15 protein-coding genes are annotated in these 19,088 nt (G+C 44.8%); 6 read left to right on the plus strand and 9 right to left on the minus strand.

Annotation, left to right across the window (positions count from 1 at the left end; genetic code table 11):
- Nucleotides 1–4: 4 nt before the first annotated feature.
- The 8 genes from L6466_RS00775 to L6466_RS00810 all read right to left on the minus strand — a co-directional run bounded on the left by L6466_RS00775 (nt 5) and on the right by L6466_RS00810 (nt 11,343).
- Nucleotides 5–2,614: a glycoside hydrolase family 3 C-terminal domain-containing protein gene (locus L6466_RS00775; RefSeq protein WP_237802371.1), complete on the minus strand. Its 2,610-nt coding sequence runs from the start codon at nt 2,612–2,614 to the stop codon at nt 5–7.
- Between the two features lie 110 nt (nt 2,615–2,724).
- The gene (locus L6466_RS00780; RefSeq protein WP_091853261.1) at nt 2,725–2,922 is read right to left on the minus strand and encodes a hypothetical protein; all 198 of its coding nucleotides are present in this window, start codon (nt 2,920–2,922) and stop codon (nt 2,725–2,727) included.
- Nucleotides 2,923–2,934: 12 nt separating this feature from the next.
- Nucleotides 2,935–4,125, minus strand: a complete 1,191-nt coding sequence (locus L6466_RS00785; protein WP_237802370.1) for a phosphoribosylaminoimidazolecarboxamide formyltransferase — start codon at nt 4,123–4,125, stop codon at nt 2,935–2,937.
- Between the two features lie 185 nt (nt 4,126–4,310).
- The gene (locus L6466_RS00790; protein ID WP_237802369.1) at nt 4,311–5,291 is read right to left on the minus strand and encodes a DUF4249 domain-containing protein; all 981 of its coding nucleotides are present in this window, start codon (nt 5,289–5,291) and stop codon (nt 4,311–4,313) included.
- Between the two features lie 4 nt (nt 5,292–5,295).
- Nucleotides 5,296–7,335, minus strand: coding sequence for a TonB-dependent receptor plug domain-containing protein (locus L6466_RS00795; protein ID WP_237813057.1), 2,040 nt, complete (start codon nt 7,333–7,335; stop codon nt 5,296–5,298).
- Between the two features lie 312 nt (nt 7,336–7,647).
- Complete coding sequence (locus L6466_RS00800) at nt 7,648–9,201, minus strand: hypothetical protein (protein ID WP_237802367.1); 1,554 nt, start codon at nt 9,199–9,201, stop codon at nt 7,648–7,650.
- A 143-nt stretch (nt 9,202–9,344) separates the two neighbouring features.
- On the minus strand, nt 9,345–10,928 hold the full coding sequence (locus L6466_RS00805; protein WP_237802366.1) for a tetratricopeptide repeat protein: 1,584 nt from the start codon (nt 10,926–10,928) through the stop codon (nt 9,345–9,347).
- Between the two features lie 4 nt (nt 10,929–10,932).
- Nucleotides 10,933–11,343, minus strand: coding sequence for an energy transducer TonB (locus L6466_RS00810; protein WP_237802365.1), 411 nt, complete (start codon nt 11,341–11,343; stop codon nt 10,933–10,935).
- Between the two features lie 654 nt (nt 11,344–11,997).
- On the opposite strand from L6466_RS00810, the gene L6466_RS00815 reads away from it, so the two are divergent.
- The 6 genes from L6466_RS00815 to L6466_RS00840 all read left to right on the plus strand — a co-directional run bounded on the left by L6466_RS00815 (nt 11,998) and on the right by L6466_RS00840 (nt 17,027).
- A complete protein-coding gene (locus L6466_RS00815) occupies nt 11,998–12,705 on the plus strand; it encodes an SH3 domain-containing protein (protein WP_237802364.1) in 708 nt (235 codons plus the stop codon).
- A gap of 1,134 nt (nt 12,706–13,839) precedes the next feature.
- Nucleotides 13,840–14,136, plus strand: coding sequence for a hypothetical protein (locus L6466_RS00820; protein WP_237802363.1), 297 nt, complete (start codon nt 13,840–13,842; stop codon nt 14,134–14,136).
- A gap of 90 nt (nt 14,137–14,226) precedes the next feature.
- Entirely contained in the window at nt 14,227–14,640 is a 414-nt protein-coding gene (locus L6466_RS00825) for a hypothetical protein (protein ID WP_237802362.1), read from the plus strand.
- A gap of 262 nt (nt 14,641–14,902) precedes the next feature.
- On the plus strand, nt 14,903–15,277 hold the full coding sequence (locus L6466_RS00830; RefSeq protein WP_237813059.1) for a barstar family protein: 375 nt from the start codon (nt 14,903–14,905) through the stop codon (nt 15,275–15,277).
- Nucleotides 15,278–15,428: 151 nt separating this feature from the next.
- Nucleotides 15,429–16,055 (plus strand): hypothetical protein, encoded by a 627-nt coding sequence (locus L6466_RS00835; RefSeq protein ID WP_237802360.1) that lies wholly within the window; start codon nt 15,429–15,431, stop codon nt 16,053–16,055.
- A 21-nt stretch (nt 16,056–16,076) separates the two neighbouring features.
- Nucleotides 16,077–17,027: a tetratricopeptide repeat protein gene (locus tag L6466_RS00840; protein WP_237802359.1), complete on the plus strand. Its 951-nt coding sequence runs from the start codon at nt 16,077–16,079 to the stop codon at nt 17,025–17,027.
- Nucleotides 17,028–17,046: 19 nt separating this feature from the next.
- Here L6466_RS00840 and L6466_RS00845 read toward each other — a convergent pair whose 3' ends face one another.
- Complete coding sequence (locus L6466_RS00845) at nt 17,047–19,047, minus strand: helix-hairpin-helix domain-containing protein (RefSeq protein ID WP_237802358.1); 2,001 nt, start codon at nt 19,045–19,047, stop codon at nt 17,047–17,049.
- Nucleotides 19,048–19,088: the final 41 nt, after the last annotated feature.

Genomic DNA, 19,088 nt, shown 5'->3' on the forward strand with positions numbered 1-19,088 from the left:
ATTTTTATTTCACGGTAAAGTCAAATGCCTGCAGGTCTTTATCGAGTGAAGACGTGCCATAAAGAATCTGGTAGCGACCAGGCTTTACAGCCAGTTCGTCGATCATCTCGTCGTAGTATTCAAAGGCCTCGCCATCCAAGGTGATAGTAGCTTTCTTGGTCTCGCCAGGCTTCAGTGTCAGTTTCTCGAAGCCCTTCAGCGCCTTGATAGGTGCACCTGGGTCGTCCAGACGCTTCACGTAAACCTGTACGGTCTCTGTTCCCTCTCGTTTGCCCGTATTGGTCACAGGCACGGTGATGGTCACCTTGCCGTCTTTCTTCATGTTCTTAGCACTCAGTTTACCCTTGCCGGTAGCAAAGGTGGTATAGCTCAGACCATAACCGAAGGCATACTGGGGGACACCGGTGAAGTAGCGATAGGTGCGGTTCTTCATAGAGTAGTCCATGAAATCAGGTAGGTCTGCTGTAGAGCGATAGAACGTCACGGGCAGTTTGCCGCCAGGGTTGTAGTCGCCCAGCAGTACCTCAGCCAGGGCCTTTGCGCCACCCTGACCAGGATACCACGCCTGCAGCAGCGCATCGTATTCACCCTCTACGCTACCGAATGCGATAGCAGAACCAGAGCAGTTCACGAAGATAACGGGCTTGCCGGTCTTATGCATGGCACGTACCAACATCTGCTGCACCTTGGGCAGTTCGATGTCCTGCTTGTCGCCACCTTCTCCCTCCATGCGTGCAGAGATACCACCGATGATGATGATGGCGTCGGCCACGCTCACCTCCTTAGCCAGGTCGGTGAAATCAGCCAGTTTGCGCTCGCAGATGTCGCCACGCAACATGGCGAAGTTGCCTGTGCCGCGACGATACTCAATCACCACGTCGTAGGTCTTGCCCTTCTCCACATTGAACGACTTATAGTCGGCACCACCGCGACGTCCGAAGCCTCCGAAGCCACGACGGCCACCGCCTTTGTTCTCCTCAACTACCTGACCATTCACCTTCAGCACATAGCCGTTATCGGTAGAGAGGGTGTATTTCATCTCGCCAGTAAAGGTAGCCTTATAGGTACCGCTGATGCGTACGGCCAGGTTATCGTTGGTGATACCCTCGGCAAAGCCCCAGGCACCAAAGGTAGAGAAGTTCAACTCCTTATAATATCCACTCTTGACGGGGTTCTCGAAGTTGGTGTTTCTGTCGTTCCAGAACTCTACCTTCACACCCTTTCCATCGTTGAATTCCTGCAGATGGTGTACGGTGGTATATTCATCATTCAGTTCACAAGCCTTGTTGTAGATGATTTTTGTGTTGGGCAGAGCGTTCTTGATGCCTTCGAGCAAAGAGTGCTGGTGGTTCTTGGTAGGCGTGCCGCCATAGTTACCGTTCAGCAGTTCCACATCATCGGCATTAGGACCGAGCACGGCCAGCGTCTTGATACTCTTTGAGAGCGGCAGTATGCCGCTGTTGTGCAGCAGCACCATAGACTCGCGTGCAGCCTGTGTAGCCAGTTGGTCGTGCTTCTCGCAACTGATGGTTGAGGCTGGGAGATTAGCCCAAGGCAGCATTTCGGCAGGGTCGAACATACCCAGTTCGAAGCGTCCCATCAGCGTCTTACGCAGGTGGTTGTCGAGGTCGCTCTCCTTGATGAGGCCCTTCTTCAGACCGTCGGTGAGGTTCATCATCACTTTGCCGCACTCCAGGTCGGTGCCGTTGAGCACAGCATCCACCGTAGCCGACAGAGGGTCCTTGTGGGTCTCGTGCTGACCGCGGTTAAAGAAGTTGTTGATAGCGTCACAGTCGGTCACCACCAGTCCGTCGTAGCCCCATTTGTTGCGCAGGATATCGATGAGCAGGCGGTCGCTGGAACAGCAGGGCTTGCCCTCGAAACGCTGGTAGGCACACATCACCTCCCTCACGTTGCCTTTCTTCACCAGGGCCTTGAAGGCTGGCAGATAGGTCTCCCAGAGGTCACGGTTGGTGGGCTCTACGTTCATTGAGTGGCGCAGAGGCTCTGGTCCGCTGTGCACGGCATAGTGCTTGGCACAGGCATGCGTCTTGATGTACTTGTCGTTGTTTCCCTGCATACCTAGTACGGTCTGCACGCCCAGCACGGCATTCATGTAGGGATCTTCACCACAGGTCTCCTGTCCGCGTCCCCAACGGGGGTCACGGAAGATGTTCACGTTGGGACACCAGAAAGTCAGTTCGGGATTACCAGGATAGTAGGTCTCGCCCATGCCCACATGCTTCACGCTGTGGTCAGAGCGGTTCCAGTTGGCACGAGCCTCGTCGCTTACCTGCGAGAAGACATCATACACCAGTTTGGCATTAAAGGCAGCTGCCATACCGATGGGTTGGGGGTAAACAGTATAGTCACCCTGACGCACACCGTGGCAGGCCTCACTCCACCAGTTGTACGACGGTATGCCCAGTCGCTCAATGGAGATGCTCTTGTTCATCATGAGTCCTACCTTTTCCTCGGGCGTCAGCATGCCCAGTAGGTTCTCTACGCGTTGGGTCCTTGGTAGTTTTGTATCCTGCCAGGGATATTGCGTTTGTGCACTGACGTTTTGAATCGCAAAGGCGCATAAAGCGGCCATCATTACTTTAGTCTTCATGTTAATGCTTATAGTTTTATGGTTCTACCGTGCAAAAATACAAAACATCCGGCGCATTGACTGCGTCGGATGTTTCATAAGTTATTCAATATGTCGCATGAGCGACAAAATCAGTGTTTACGGTTGGCTCGTTGCTCGCGATACTTGGCTTTTTGCCTGGCAGAACCGCTGCCGTGAGCTCCCGTAATGTACTTTTTCTTCTTGGCTTTGGTCTTCACCTTTCCTTCGTTGGGGTCTTTGCGTTCGCCACCTCTTCCGAAAGAAATGCCATTCTCAAGAATGCTTTGAAAATCGTCTTCGCCAACCATAGTATAAAAGGATTAATGATGGAACAAACGTACACCTGTGAAGGCCATGGCGATGCCGTATTTGTCGCAAGTCATGATCACATGGTCATCACGAACGCTACCACCAGCCTGAGCGATATACTGCACGCCACTCTTGTGGGCACGCTCAATATTGTCGCCGAAGGGGAAGAAGGCATCACTGCCCAGACTTACCTCGGTGTTCTTGGCAATCCACTCTTTCTTCTCGGCCAGGGTCAGCACCTCGGGCTTCTCAGAGAAGAACTGCTGCCAAGCACCGTCGCGCAACACGTCGTCGTGCTCGTCTTCAGAGATATACACATCAATGGTGTTGTCGCGGTCGGCACGACGGATACCCTCCTTGAAAGGCAGGGCGAGCACTTTGGGGTGCTGGCGCAACCACCAGATGTCGGCCTTCTGACCAGCCAGACGGGTACAGTGGATACGGCTCTGCTGACCGGCACCGATACCGATAGCCTGTCCGTCCTTCACGTAGCACACAGAGTTTGACTGTGTATATTTCAGGGTGATGAGGGCAATCATCAGGTCGCGACGAGCCTCAGCAGAGAAAGTCTTGTTCTGTGTGGGGATATTCTCGAACAATGCGGGGTCGTCCAACTGGATCTCGTTGCGGCCCTGTTCGAAGGTAACGCCGAATACCTGCTTCGTCTCCACGGGAGCGGGCTTGTAGGCGGGGTCAATCTTAATCACGTTGTAGGTGCCCTTACGCTTGTCCTTCAGAATCTCCAGAGCCTCGGGAGTGTAGTCGGGGGCAATGACACCATCACTTACCTCGCGCTTGATAATCAGGGCGGTGGTCTTGTCGCAGGTGTCGCTCAGGGCGATAAAGTCGCCATAAGAAGACATACGGTCGGCGCCGCGGGCACGGGCATAGGCGCAGGCAATGGGACTCTCGTCCAGGCCTGGGATGTCATCTACGAAATAGATGTGCTTCAACGTGTCGCTCAGGGGCAGACCTACAGCAGCACCAGCAGGTGATACGTGTTTGAAAGAGGCTGCAGAGGGCAGACCGGTGGCCTGTTTCAGCTCTTTCACCAACTGCCAGGAGTTCAATGCGTCCAACAGGTTGATGTAGCCAGGGCGGCCGTTAACAACTTCGATAGGCAGTTCGGTGCCATCGTTCATAAAAATGCGGGAAGGTTTCTGATTCGGATTACATCCGTACTTCAGGGCTAGTTCTTTCATGTTTTTGAGAAGAATTATTATTTCCGACTGCAAAGGTACGAATAAGTGAGAACAATACAAAACAAAAACTCCTTTTTTTTGTTTTTATTGTCGAGCGCAAGTACCTAAGAGCGTTAGCTCAAAGGTACGAATAAGTGAGAACAATACAAAACAAAAACTCCTTTTTTTGTTTTTATTGTTCTCTGCTACTGTAGACTAACCTTTGTTCTTGTTGGAGTGCAACAAGCAAATATACCTGTTCCTCCTTGTATATTTGAGAATATTTTCACAGGCTGTACTAATCCCTTCTCTGTCATGTTACCATGCCATGTTATGTCAGAATTGGCCATAAGACCAATTACATATTTGTAGTAAGATTCTGTTATGGAGAAAATAGTAATCACCCTTTCACAGCCTTCTGGCTGATTGTAATAAAAGGGTGCGCCCCGTTCCTCCATCATGATGGTATGGTGCTGTGTGGAGTCTCCAATATTGGTGAATGGAAATCCGTAGGTTGAAATAGTTTTTAAAGAACTGAGACTCTGGTTGATTTCTTGTGCGGTCAACATAAAATGCGGGTCTTTGGAATAGTCTACATTACCCATAGGCATATTATTGGCTGACGAGATGTATACGAAATAATAGTGATTTCCTGGAACCTTGTCCGTAAATGAGATATTGTAAGTATATGCAAGCTCATAGTCGTATCTTATTATTTCGTATGGCGTCACTTGTACGCTCTCAGGACCAGGCACTTTTTCTTTCTTTATCTCTATCTGGTCAATGATCACCCCTTGTGGTATTGTATCTGATGCAGTCAGTTCTTTCCCGTCTACTACAGTTCGAATTGTTATTCTATCGCCTGCATTCGGTCGTGCATCAGAACGATAAAATCCATTGCTATATGGCATAAGACCTTTAGGTTGATCGTTGATTAGCAACTCTACTTTGAGATTCGTGTAACTACTGGGTTTTTGTGTGTCCGTAAAAAACCATGTGGTTGATATGTCAGCCATAATCGTTGTGTCTGTATTCGCTACAACATTGAGAACTAATGTCGGTTCGCCCTTGTACTTATCCAGGTCGATAGTCTCCTCGCAACTGGAAAAAGTGTATCCTGCCACGAAAAATAGTACAATTTTCGTCAGCTCGCTCATGAATCTATTATGAAAATATCTTATTGTCATCTTTTTATATCTTCAGCGTATATGATAATGAAGGAATAATAGATAGCAGTCCATAAGTCTTGAATCTTTTTGTATCCCCTTGTCCTGTCCACTTTATCTCCTTGGTGATAACTACAGGATTCTCGCGGTTATAGGCGTTATACAAACTAACATTCCATGTGCCCTGCCACCCGTTGCGATAGTGCTGATAGAAGTTAACTCCTACATCTAAACGATGATAATCGGGAAGTCGGACATTGTTGCGTGATGTATAGAAGTCGGCCCCCCATTTAGCTGTGGGAACTCCTATTGGTGCTATGCTTGATCCAAAGCCTGCATTATCAAGGCGTTCATAGTTTTCAAGAGCCAGCGTTACACGGTTTCCTGAAATGAATGTCCAGCCCATAAAGAATTCCCATTGTGTTGATGCCTTATAATTAAGATTGATATTTAGCTTGTGGCGGTTGTCATATTTGGCAGGAAAACGTCTGCCCTCGTTAAGCATATCAAACAATCTTGTGTTCCACATCAAACCATAGGCAATGTTACCCGTAAGCTTTCCCTTCCTCATGCTTAGGCTAACATCAGTTCCGTATGCACGTCCATCACCTTGAGTAACTTTATCGCTCCACGACTCATCGGTTGTAAACAAACCTATGCCGTCGCGATATTCTAGTAGTCCTCGCATCGTCTTGTAGTATCCTTCTATTGAAACACGACAGTTGGCAGAGGGACTCCCATAGATGCCAACTGACCATTGGTCACTGCGTAGTGGTTGCCAAATGTTGCCAATAGGTAGCCATGCATCTGTAGAAAGGCTGATGAAACTGTTTGATACCTGTTGTTCAAACTGGTTTGTTTGCATATAGCTTCCCTTAATGCTCATCCTGTCGTGTACCTGCCAGCATACATTGACACGAGGTTCAAGCATCTTGTGGTGTTTGTGCTGTGACGCATATATCACTCCGCGAAGGCCAACTGAAGTCTGCAGTCTGTGGGTCAACATAAAGGTGTTGTGAATCCAGGTTGATATCTCATTAGCATGCACAATGCTATTGGGTGTACTAAGAAGTGCCTCATCGGCCTGTATGTTGCTACTAATACAAAGCCTTTCAGGGCGATAACGGTGGTGAATCATGCCAACACCACCTCTAATCACTATCGTCTGACCTATGCTGAGGCTACCCTGTGCAGAAAGCCCCATATCGGTAATTCCATTATCATTGGTCTTATGACTGAAGGTGTAGTTGTCATTTTTTTGCTGGTTGTTATCTAGAATAAATTGTGAAGTGTAATCGCTAACATAAGCATTTAATTCCAAATATTGCCCAGCATTAGGAGTGTAGTTCAGTCCGGTAGCAACACCAAAGTTGCCCCATTTCAGTCTCATTTGGTCAGTTTCCGTGTATGCACTCTCACTATCCTCTTGCAGGTACGATTCCTCATCCCCCATACTCATACGGTCTGTACTATAGTAGAAGTGAGTGTATCCCTTTAGCCGTTGACTTATCTTATAGTCTAGTTTTACATTGGCATCCAGAAAATAATAGCCATTAGATTGACTGTTTCCATCGTCAACCTTCATGCTGTTTACTTTATCCACTAATTTATCTGTCAGAAATCCAGCCCATGAGCGTCTGAAACCGATGGTAATACCCATGCGGTCTTTAATGATAGGGCCTGTCATGAAAATATTTCCTGCAAGCGCACCAAGCGTGGCCTTTGCATGAAATTGTCTGAAGTCCGACTCCTGTAGGGTTACGTCGCAGATGCCAGACAGACGTCCACCATAGTTAGCAGGGAAGTCGGACTTCAAGAATTGCACTCTGTCAACCATAGCGACGTTAAAAGCTGAGAACAAACCGCTTAGATGGTTGACCTGATAGAGTGGCAGATGATGTAGTAAGAATAGATTCTGGTCGCTCTCGCCTCCCCTTACCAATAATCCAGAGAGGCCTTCTATGCCTTCACTTACGCCAGGTTCACTACGAAGGGCACGTAATATATCTGGTTCGCCTAGCATCTGCGGACGCCTTTCTATCTCAGCACCTTGTAGCATTACCATGCTCATCTGTGGATGTAGGAGGGGGTTGTCACCCACAACTTCCACTTCACGCAACTGAAGGGTTGTATCGGCACGTTCTTCTTTTAGTTCCCCCTGCGCAAATGCGCACAGGGGGACTAATAGAAATTGTATAAAGAAAAACAATCTTATCTTACCTAATGATATCATTTTAAATATCTTTTTACCTTTAATAAATTGTGACAGGCCTTGTCGGGTGCAAAGATACTACACATATTGTACATGTAGATAGTTATCCGTATTTAAAACACCTTTCAAAACTTGTCAAAATGATATTTAAAGGAAACGAAAGGCTTATATTATCCTCAAAATCCTGTCGTCCAACTCTTTGGGATTGCCTGTTGTATCATATATTTTTTTTAGTAATCTCCTTCTGATATTTGAAATGTATGCATCATCCCTACCTAAGAGTTTGCTAATGGAGGCTGGTTTGAAGTGACAGCGTATCAAAAGGCATACTTCGTATTCGATTGCGCGTAATGGGGTTGAAGAGTTAAGCGCCCCATAAAAATTGGGAATCAATTCATTAATAAGATTTTTAAGTTCGCGGATATCGCTTGTTGTTGCTTCCTGAACTGGATTTGACTCTAAATACTCATGGAATCGTTGAATGACTTTTGCTTCAAGTATTTTATCTTCCAATGCAGGATCAATAGTTTTGGAAAGTCGCTTTTGGAATTCAGAGATTTTTGTTTGCAACTCTGCTATCTCAGTATTTCTCTTGGAAATAATTGTACTGATGTCAGCATCTCCACCACATAAATCCTGCAATTCTGACTGTACTTTCTCTAAGGCAATTAAGTTTGTTCTATATTCTGCAAGTTGTCTTGCTTTCTTTGATCTATAACGCATAAATAGGAGAATGCTTATTAGCAGGAGGGCCATAACCGAAAAAAGAGAAAGATGTTGGATTTTCTCAGCCCTTCTCTCGCTTTTCTCTGCAAGAATCTTATGATGGTTGTAGTTATATGATAATTGTAGCTTCTGAATATTCTGCATTTCAGATAATGAGTAAGCAGAATCGTTTAGAATATAGCTGAGATTTGCATATTTAGCTATAGAATCAGAATTATTTTTGGTGATAAATACCTCCTGTAGCCCTTTACATCCAGCTATCTGGTTATTTAAATCTTTACCTATGCGAAGTTCTTTACGGAATAGATATTCTGCAGAGTCAGCCTTGTTAACCGCTAAATAGTATTGACCTTTTATATAATAATATATTTCCAAGCCCTCGTCAATGTTTCCATCATTATCAAAGAAACCTGAATTGCTTTCATACAAATTACAATACTTTCGAGCTTTATCTAGATCTCCAATATTTATTAAAGATAAGATGGTTGTACTTATGGTCTGAGCAGCCCGGTCATGCCTATTAATGCTTGTAAATAATTGAGCCGCATGTTCTTGAATAAATATAATGGAATCGTGTTTATGTAAATAATCATAAGCGTCAGCTCGCTGTGCATAGCATTCTATTGCCATTAATGTATCTTTCCCTTTCCAGGCATAATATTCTGCAAGTTTTAGTTCTTTCAATTCGCTACGAGGCTGTACTTCTTTATGAAATATATTAGCACTTTGCGCATGAATACGGCTTAACTTAGCGTAGTCACAGTTGATGTCCAAAGTATCTGCACAATCAGCAGCCTCATAATACAACTCCAGGGCATGAGGAAGTTCGCCAAGGCAATAGTAGGTACGACCAAGGATATATTTTGCGCGCATACGTTCGTTTGGGGTACCATGACTGTCGAAATAATCGCAAAGGCTAATGGCCAATGTGTCGTTGGTCATCAAGGAGCCTGCAAGGTTTTGTCGTTCCAGTTCTTCCAACTGACTCAGCATCTGCTGATGATCGTTGCATGCGCAAACAGCTATGAAAAATATTGTGATTAGGAAATGTTTAATACAATGCATGCTGCAAAGGTAAGTAAATTCTTTTTACCTTGCAAATATTACTGAGCCTTTTTTGAAAAAAACGAATGCAATCAAAGAGAATTATGTATCTGTCCCGCTGATCTTAAGTGCTCGTCGAAATCGCGTGCACCACCCTGTATATGAAATACCTTCTGCAACAGACGCACACGCAGGTTGGTGACCGACTGGGGTGATGAGGCTGTGAGCACAGCAACCTCAGAAGGCTGGAAGCGCAGGCGGATGAGCAGACAGACGTTGAGTTCGCGCGACTGCAGGCTGTTGATGGATGAAAGCATCGTGAGGAACTGCGGACAATGCTGTCGGTAGGCCTCCACGAGAGCCGTCCAGTCAGCTTCAGATGCTGGTTGGCCACGTTGTGCCAAGGTACGCAGCCGGGCTATGATGTCAGCTGCAAGCAGTTGCTGTTGCTGGTCGGTCTGCTGTTGCTGATTCAGTTTCTGCCGCAACTGTTCCATGTCCGTGAGTTGTATGGATATATCGCTTACCAGTTGATTGTAATGCCGGATGCGCCATCGGTGGTAATAGCTGAGCGATAGCAACAGTAACAATAGTAGTGAGGCGATGCCTAATAAGATGATGACGAGCCGATACTGGCGTTGCTCAGCCTGTGCACGCTCGTACTGCTGTTGCATACCGTGAATACCAGTACGGTCGCTCAGTTCGCTACTTCTGCGATAGAGATCGTTCAGACGCTGCGACAGTTCGCTGCTCCTGCGGAAGTCCTGTTGTTGGCTAAAATGCCTGATGAGCTGTTCGTGGGCTTTGATTTGTAGGTCCAGCTCCTCCGCCTGTAATGTCTGATACCACAGGTTGGTGGCTCTGTTAAAGTCACCCTCACCTTTGGCAATATTGGCCAGCAGATAGTTGGCTTTGTCTAGATATGTCAGTTTAAGTGCCTGTAGTAGGCTCTGTTTGGCTGCTATTGTGTCGCCCTCCTTTAATTGGTAGCTTCCCATGTTGCAAAGCGCAACAGCCCGAATCACACCGTCGAGCTTAGGAAGTAGTGGTTCCACTTGTTGCATGTAGTACATGAAACTGTCGCGTTCTTCCAACTGGTCGAAAGTGGTAGCCATGTTGTTGAGCATTCGGGCTGCCCACTGGTCGTTGCGTGCCTGTCTGGCAGCATCCAACGAACGCTGATAGTAGTGCAGAGTGGCTGTCTTGTCGTAGGCGTTGTCGTACATATCGCCAAGTACGGCATACAGTTCGTAGCAGAAAGCGGGGTCGCCAAGCTGTGCAGCCATCTCTTCGGCCTCCTTGATGAGTGCGAATGCCTCGGCATAGGATTGCTGACTGTAGAGTACGATAGCGTGATGGAGCAGGCTTCGGGCTAATCTGCAATCGTTGTTGCCGACGTTTCTGTAATATTTCTCACTTTGGGCAATGAGCGTGTCGTTGTTGAAGGTGAGGCCCTTACGGTGGATGGCTTCCGTGAAGAGAAGTCCGTAAAGGGCGCTGTCCTGCGTGGTGGCGAGCGAGTCTGTGTTGAGAGGAGCCAGGAGCAGCATGGCTGAGTCTGGATACTGGTCTATGATTCGCTCTGCCTGCAAGAGAGAGTCTTGGCAAGGCTGCTCGTGTGAACAGCCTGCCAAGAAGAGAGATATCATTATTATGATGGAAAAGGTCTTCTGCATGAGTTTATTTCATTCGGAAAGTGACGGGAAGGGTGAAAAATACGCGTACTTCTCTTCCATTCTGCTTGCCAGGCTTCCATTTCGGCATACAGCGAATCACACGCAGAGCCTCTTCGTCGAGTGCGGGATACACAGAGCGTACAACCTTCGGAGTGCTTACCTGTCCGTCTTTCTCAACGATGAATTTTACAACAACGCGCCCCTGTATACCTTTAGCCATAGCCTCCTTAGGATACTTTATGGTGTGCATAAGAAAACTCATCAAACTGTCCTGGCCTCCAGGGAACTCGGGCAGATTCTCTACAACGTCGAATACCTTTTCTTTCGACTGGTTCATTGATATTACGGTCTTCTGTGCCGTTATCGTTGTTGTGCTCAGCAGGGCTACAAGCAACAAAAAAGCGATTTTCTTCATAATCTTTACATTTTAAGTTTTTAATGTTCTTTTGTCATGACGCTGCAAAAGTAGAAGTTTTTCCGTAAAACCGCAAATTTTCGATTACATCATATTACACAGACGGCATTTTTTGTGTATTTCCATGGTGTCTGGACATTTTTCATCTAGCCATATGCTGTTCTTTGATTTTTATCGCAACTCAATGGTTTCCTGTTTCCAAATTATAGGTTTACGATGCCTTTGTCCCTGACTTAGGATGCCTTAACCTATGGTTTCTAACTAAGCAGTAAAATTTTCCTAACTAGCCAGTAATATTTCTCAAGTTAAGCAGTAAAAAACGAAGGTTAAGGAGTAGTGAAACGACGTGTTGCTAATAGAGAAACGACGAGTTGCTCCTCAAAATGGCCTGAATGACGAGGGTGTAGTGTTGGGGTTAGTGTTAGGTGTAGTGTTGGGGTTACTGTTAGCACAACACTAACCCCTCCGTTCTCCTTTTATATAAAGGCCTTTTCTGAGATTGGGTGGGGTGTATGCTGAGATCAACGAGTTACGACCACTAACTCATCGAGTTGCTATGTTAAGATTGTTAAAACGCTTTGACATATAAACTATTCTCTTTATTTTTGCGAAAGATTTTATAACCAGAACTTAAACATTAAAGGTATTAAGCCGATGAAATCTTTCAGAGAATTTGCGATATTACTGCTTTCATCTTTTTGTTGCATCATGGTGCATGCCCAGAAGGAGTATAATGGAGTGATAACAGATACCAGTCCCCGTGACAGCTTTGCATATGCGCAACAATCTTGTAAAGACTGTTTATATGATCTCTATAATTGTATAGAGACGAGACAGTTGAAAACCATAGAAATCGGAACTTGCACTTATCCTGTTGAGCAACTATATCAGGGCAAGAATGATAGCATTATTATTACAGCAATCACAAATGCTCGTGTATTTAGTTATGGAAATCTCTTAGATTCCGTTGTAGAACTTCATTTAGGTGACAGGGCTCTATATTTTATGGTGTCAATAGAACCGCCTCGCAGTTTCAAATACCATGATATTAATTGCATCTATGACAGCAAAGGACAGCATCTTATATATGAAGACGAAAAAATGGTATTGCCTGCAGTTATTAATGACCCTGATGGCTTTACCTATGTTAGAGAGAAACCATCTATAAAATCTCGGATAACGTCTAAGTTGCTAACGAATGAAGTCTTTTTATACACACCAATCTTTGGTAGTGATTGGTATAGAGTTTACTCAGGAGAAGACGGTGTGTATATTGGGTATATTTACAAAAAACGAGTTCTTCCGTACGATAAATGTTCAAATTATAATAAAAAGAAAATGTCCAGGTTATTTTTTGACTAAATAATCAGTGGGACCTGTCCCCGTGGCATCTGAGAATCAGCGCCTTACTCATTCCCTGAACTTTTCCAAATAGACAGTTATCTTCCTTGCTGTACTCAACACTCCCTTTATAGCCTTTATACTCCAAAAAATCCATATTAATGTTTTGTGGCAAAAGTACCAAAAAATAGTACTAACTTCCAAGTTTTTTGTCGATTATTTACATTATGGTTACATGGTTACAGCTGTAACCATGTAACCGCTAAAGTATGAAGATATGGTAAAATTCATAGTAATATGTTGATATTCAATATCTTGCATACGTGTAATAGTATCCGTAATAGCAAAATGGTTACATGGTTACAGCTGTAACCATGTAACCGTTCTGTGTACTTGCAGCGTTTAGTATTAGTTCTAGTAAGTGCCCGTATTAGTTCTCGCAGGGAAAAACCTAGGTGTAGCAGGGGAAGAAACGGCTGCTCTCCATCGTTTGCCTACACCCAAACGGTTGTGCGCCCATACGCAAACAACTGTGCGCCTATACCCGTTTTAAATCGCAAAAAATATGAGTGATGCTCGTTATGCTCTCCAGTTTTTTTCCTATACAGGATTGTTCTCTGCAAAATCTGCATGCGCTCTTCAAGTTGGGCGATAAGATCAGCGGGACAGAGGTCTTTGATTTTTATAATAAAGGCCCTTTATCTCCGTTATATAGGATATATAAAGATTAATCACTATGTCGAAGAAAAAACGTGATGACAGATACTGTCCCCGTGGCATTTCAGGCATTTCATGTTAAGATTGTTAAAACGCTTTGAGATACAAACTATTATATTTATTTTTGCAAAAAGTATAATAACCAGAACTAAAACATTAAAATATTACGCTATGAAATCTTTCAGAGGATTTATAGTCTTATTGCTTTCATTTTTCTGCAACATCATGAGGTATGCGCAGAAAGAGTATAATAAAAGGTGCCAGTCCCCGTGGCACTCTTGTGATTTCAGAACTCGTCTGGTGGTTATCATTATTGTTTTTTGCACGATTTTGTCATGTATACCACCAATATGCAGCTCAAGACATGCTGCTATTTTTCAGAATATAACAAATGATACGTTGTTAATATGCGTTTCCCGTTATGATTGTATTGACAGCATGCTTTTTATTCTGTCGCCACTCTACAGACATGCTGATAACAACCTTGGTTCTGCCGGCATTGCACAATGGGAGGGAATAACCATTAAAGACAATGATTATGTTTCTCCTGACTCTTCATGTGTGACAGACGCAGATGCTTTGTTTGTAAGTCAAGACACCTGTTATTTCTTCTTAGTCAAATGGAAGGATGTGAAACAATATTCATGGGATGAGATCCGTGCAAAGAAACTGTATCGCAGGTGGATGACAGTAAAGAATAAGGATGGCGATTGTGATAGGAATATAAGATACTAATTCAGATTAGAATGAAGAAAGCAATCATTTAAGTTCTCGCTCTTTCTTGTCCCCGTGGCATCTATAGAAAACAAATAGAATAAAAAAAGTATGAAAAAGATAAATTTCATAATGTATCTTTTCTGTTTGCTCTTATGCTCTTGCACAGAAAAATGTAATGAAGAACATGTTGATGTGACAATATGTAATAATTCGTCAGAAAAGATTTATTATGCTGTTGAATTTGGGAGAAATATTCCAAAAGGAGATAGCTTAAAATCTAGTTCATTTCGGTATAAAGATTATTTTGTTTCTCTAGACGCTGGTCAGAAAGATGCAATAGATTTTCAAAAGAGGTACTTATATGATGGTTTGCAGATGCTTATCATCAAGTCTTCTACGATGGACATGTATGACAATAAGTCTTTTTATGAAGCAGACGACGTTTGTGACAAACGCTTCATCCTTTCCTATAATGAATTAGAGAAGATGGGATTTACGATACAATACGAAGATGATTTCTAATTAGTAATAATCAGCGGGACAGATACTGTTTTATAATAAACACCTCATCTCTCCGTTATATTATGCAAGAAATCCGCATTGGTCCTCGACAAATGTCACGCATTAGCGGACTGACATACTCTGTTATATATAAGTTGGCAAAACAATAAATGTATGGAAATCTATTTGAAGAAATCAAAGACCTGTCCACCTGATTTGTTCCAACCAGAAAGGATTGTTTATAAAATGAAAACGGGTAAAAGTTATGGCGTCTATGAAAAATATGAGTGAAATTAGTTTTGTATCAGAGTTTCTACATCCAACAGATTCTAGCAGTTATTATGCTGATATACTAGTAGTGGATTCTAAAGATGGTCTTTTTGAAGAGTTGAATAGTAAATTGGCTTTTCCTTATTTTGGCTTTAATTGGGATGCATTATGGGATCTTTATTGTGACTTTCATTGGATAGAGCAGAGGTATATAAATATATATCATCAAGGCATTACGCAAATGCCTTTTCATGAGTTGTCAGTATATCTTGGTATCGTAGTTGACTCTTGTGAAGAAAGGAAAAATTATTCACAACATAATGTGCATTTTATTTTTAATTCAAACGAAAAGGACTTTATTATGGATGTCATAAAGAAGAAACAGTAATGAATCAAGAGATCAGCGGGTTTTATAATAAAGGCCCTTTATCTCCGTTATATAGGATATGTTAAGGATTAATCACCATGTCGAAGAAAAAACGTGATGACAGGTACTGTCCCGCTGCATCTGTGGAAAAGAACTTTAAATTGAAATAACAATGAAACCCATAAGATTTCTCTTATTACTTGTTATCTTTGCAAGCTGCAAAAATGCTGATGTGAACAGAGGTGAACGTCAGTTGGATTCTTGTACGGTGACAGAAGGAAATGTAGAGGCTTGTCTGTCTGCAGAAGATTCGATAGTCGTAATGAAAGACATTGCGAAGTGTGATAGTATGATTCGTTTGGAAAAAGACACGAACGTTCTTTTCATGCTTTATCAGCAAAAGGTCAACTTGTTGGCAAGTATAGGAAAGGTAAGAGATGCCTATTATAACCAGGGACTGGCAATGAGACTATTGCCAGAAGATGATGCTAGACGTTTGGAGTACGAAGCATTTGGTGCTTACCTGCAGAATGACATGGACAGGTATTCAGTATTGCTGCACAAGGCAATCGATGATTATAAAAAGAATCCTAGCGATGCGACTCAGACGTTGAGTCAGGCTACCTGCTATACATTACTAGGTGATGACGAAGCTTCAAAGTCCATCCTAAAGAAGTTCCTGAATCATCAGGAGGATCAGACAATCTTGTATGCCTACGAGGATTATCCTCTCTTTAGAAAGCAGGTACTGGAAGGGCGCTCAAAGCTAGTTGAATTGCTAAAATCTGGTGATAGATAAGTGATGAAAGAACTCGTTACATTGATAAAACATAAAGAATTCGCGAAGGCAAAACGACTTCTGAAGAAGGCTCTGCAGACAGAGCCGGATAATGTCTATCTGCTCACGCAAATGGCGGGCGTACTGTGGAACCTCGGAAAAGACGAGGAGGCTCTGACTTTTGCGATGAAAGCAAAAGAGATTGACTCAGACTATCCGTTAATGCTCTTTACGTTGGGACAAATCCTGTGGTCATTAGAAGATAACTCCGCGTCAATCGAAGTATGGGACAAATTACTCTGTGCAGACATATCATCTGTGGCTGATAAGGGATGGGGCATAAAATGGGCCCAATCTGTGATGAATGACGCCAGATTCTACAAGGCTATGTGTCTCGATTCTCTTGATAGAATGGCAGAGGCGAAGGAACAGATGGAAAAGCACCTTGCTTGCAGGCGAAAAGGCTTGGAGAGTGATTTCACCCTGAAAGAAGCGAAGGAATTTCTTTTGGGGCTCACCTATTGTACTATACCAGACTCCTCCTCAGAGGATGATGATATTGGTTGGGTATCTCCAAAGCAGTGGAATAGGATAAACAGAATGCTCGCCAAGAAGAAATCTGACGAGCAGGCTTTGGTGTCATACCTGAAAAGGAAAAGTCGCGAGTTTCCACGTGAGTATTACCTAAAGACGCTCCTCGCAGAACATCTGGCTGACATGAAGAGATATGCCGAATCGTTACGATATGCAGAAGAGGCCTATGAGCAGGAACCCACAGACATGCTGGTGGCTTACGACTATGCTAATGCCTTGTGTTATAATGGCAAATATGACGATGCAATAAAGATTAGCAGCATTGTTATACAAACAGATGTCAACATTATAGCTTATGGTGACCATGGGGAAGGGCTGCGATGGGCCAAGACATTACAACGAGATGCGAAGAAAGTTTTGGAAGTATGTATGAAAGAGAAAAACGAGAGGGGCCTGTAGAGAGCCCCTTTCGTTTTAATCAGAACTTCCAACGCAGTTGGATGTCCAGGTCGGTGGTGTGTGATTGTGCGATTTCCTGCAGGCTGGTGCCGATGGATGAACGGTCGAAATAGTTGGTGTAGCCCAGACGGGTGGCTAATCGCAGGTGGTCGTTGAGGCTGACGTGTGCATAGAGAGACAGTCGCAGGCCGTTGCCATAGAAGGACGGGAAGGTGAACTCGTGCTGCAACTGTCGTTCGTAGAGATAGATACGCGCCGCGTAACTGTCGGTATCGAAATAACCCAGCGACAGACTGGCTTGCCAGTTGGCCTGCTGATAGCCTGTCTGCTGACTGATCATCCAACCTTGCGACATCTCTTTATATACCGAATAGATATAGTCGGCCTGTGTCTTAGACGTCCAACCGGCTTCTGAGGAATAGGTGATGCTGAGTCGAGTGCGGTGCTCGTTGCAGGGTATCAGACTGTTTTTGTCGCTGCCGTCTTTCTGTTGCAGGCGGGTGCGATGGCGTGCCTGAACGGTCCAGTCCAGCCATTGCCATGTGCCTTGCAACAGCATATCCCACGTATGTGAGTCCTGTGATACCTGATAGCGGGGCCAGGGGGAATAGGCGTAGTCTATATATCCCTGCAGGACCAGATGGGTGAGAGGGGCACACGTGATTCCCAGGTACAGGCCACTCTCGTTTTGTGTGCGTGTGGTGTTGCCAAAACCGTGGGCATACAGACCATTGTACCGATAGCTGTAGAAACGCTGGATGGCTATGAGGCTCAGGTCGCCTGATGACCGGAAGGTCAGGGCGTTGACGGTGGCGAGGGCGCCGTCCTTGTTGATGGCTGTCTCGCCGTTGATGGAAAAGCGATAGTGCAGGTAACCGTAGTCCACACTGGCATTCAGGAAGTTGTCGCCCTGGGGATAATAGCGGCGATAGGTTTCCGAGGTTTTGGGACGCAGGGTGCGGTCAATAGTTGAATAGACGGCATTCGCCCCGAAATGCAGTCCGTTTAGTCGATAACTGATGCTGCCGCCGTAGGCCGACAGATGGGTGTTGTATTTCTTTTTCATCTCATCCTTCGAACGGTGATAGCCACTGGTAATCAGCGTTTTTGCTGAGCCGTCGTCATTTAGTGTGGCGTCGATAGGACGAGAGGAGACAAAGGTGGTGAGTGTCAGTGGCTTGCAAAGTCTGACGACGGCTGCAGCCCCTTGGAAATAGTCGGCTTCCGAACGTGAACCATGTGCCCTGAGTGTGTTGGGCTGTCGGCCCATGTTCTGTAGCGTGGTCAGCTTACCCAACTTGAAACTCGTGTTGAGTATCAGTCCCATACCTGCTCCCATCTTGTATTTTCCTACGACAGCATTCTCAAGGATACCCAGTTTCTTCAGCTGAAGGTAATAGGAATAGGTGTCATAGCCCATGCTGTTCTGGTTGGCAAGGAAGGGCTCGCCGGCATCCTGTGCGCCAATGATGCCAGCCTTGACGTAGGAACTATAGTGAAACTCATAGCGCAAAGAGTGACGATAGCGGTATCCCAGATAGCCGTTTCGGTCGCCCTTTCGTTCGTAGAAGGGAACATGGCCTGTGGCCATCACCGTGTGTTTGCCGTATTTCATGATGTTATGAAAGGAGGGAAAGTGGGGTTGCTCCCTGGATACTTCGCCCACATAGGTGAAAAAAGGCAACAGGGCTATCTGCTGATAGTCGAGCGAGCCAATCATCTTCAACTCGTTCAGCGAGCGCATCGGCCCATACCTGTCCAGATACTCAATGATGTCCATCACCTGTTGGAAAGATAGAAACGGCAGTTGCTCCAGGTCCTCGCGACTTGTATGGTTCAGGTCTATGGGATGGTCGGCCAGTTGCTGCAGATATCCGTGGTAATCTTCCCATGCCTCATCCATGTCTTCCATATCTTCTGGTGTCATCGTCTCCTGCCATACGTCCTCCCATGTTCGCTCTTGTTGGGCAGAGACTGTGATACTCCAAATCATCAAAATAACGAGGCAACATTGTTTCATAGGTGCAAAGGTACATAATAATTCTTAATTTTTGACTTGTT

It is taken from the genome of Prevotella communis (assembly GCF_022024175.1).
GTDB classification, from domain to species: Bacteria; Bacteroidota; Bacteroidia; order Bacteroidales; family Bacteroidaceae; genus Prevotella; species Prevotella communis.

What these genes read in the sequence shown, in the direction of transcription:
- L6466_RS00775 (WP_237802371.1), bottom strand. Translation starts at nt 2,614, where the DNA reads ATGAAGACTAAAGTAATGATGGCCGCTTTATGCGCCTTTGCGATTCAA.
- L6466_RS00780 (WP_091853261.1), bottom strand. Translation starts at nt 2,922, where the DNA reads ATGGTTGGCGAAGACGATTTTCAAAGCATTCTTGAGAATGGCATTTCT.
- L6466_RS00785 (WP_237802370.1), bottom strand. Translation starts at nt 4,125, where the DNA reads ATGAAAGAACTAGCCCTGAAGTACGGATGTAATCCGAATCAGAAACCT.
- L6466_RS00790 (WP_237802369.1), bottom strand. Translation starts at nt 5,291, where the DNA reads ATGACAATAAGATATTTTCATAATAGATTCATGAGCGAGCTGACGAAA.
- L6466_RS00795 (WP_237813057.1), bottom strand. Translation starts at nt 7,335, where the DNA reads ATGGTAATGCTACAAGGTGCTGAGATAGAAAGGCGTCCGCAGATGCTA.
- L6466_RS00800 (WP_237802367.1), bottom strand. Translation starts at nt 9,201, where the DNA reads ATGCTGAGTCAGTTGGAAGAACTGGAACGACAAAACCTTGCAGGCTCC.
- L6466_RS00805 (WP_237802366.1), bottom strand. Translation starts at nt 10,928, where the DNA reads ATGCAGAAGACCTTTTCCATCATAATAATGATATCTCTCTTCTTGGCA.
- L6466_RS00810 (WP_237802365.1), bottom strand. Translation starts at nt 11,343, where the DNA reads ATGAAGAAAATCGCTTTTTTGTTGCTTGTAGCCCTGCTGAGCACAACA.
- L6466_RS00815 (WP_237802364.1), top strand. Translation starts at nt 11,998, where the DNA reads ATGAAATCTTTCAGAGAATTTGCGATATTACTGCTTTCATCTTTTTGT.
- L6466_RS00820 (WP_237802363.1), top strand. Translation starts at nt 13,840, where the DNA reads ATGCTTTTTATTCTGTCGCCACTCTACAGACATGCTGATAACAACCTT.
- L6466_RS00825 (WP_237802362.1), top strand. Translation starts at nt 14,227, where the DNA reads ATGAAAAAGATAAATTTCATAATGTATCTTTTCTGTTTGCTCTTATGC.
- L6466_RS00830 (WP_237813059.1), top strand. Translation starts at nt 14,903, where the DNA reads ATGAGTGAAATTAGTTTTGTATCAGAGTTTCTACATCCAACAGATTCT.
- L6466_RS00835 (WP_237802360.1), top strand. Translation starts at nt 15,429, where the DNA reads ATGAAACCCATAAGATTTCTCTTATTACTTGTTATCTTTGCAAGCTGC.
- L6466_RS00845 (WP_237802358.1), bottom strand. Translation starts at nt 19,047, where the DNA reads ATGAAACAATGTTGCCTCGTTATTTTGATGATTTGGAGTATCACAGTC.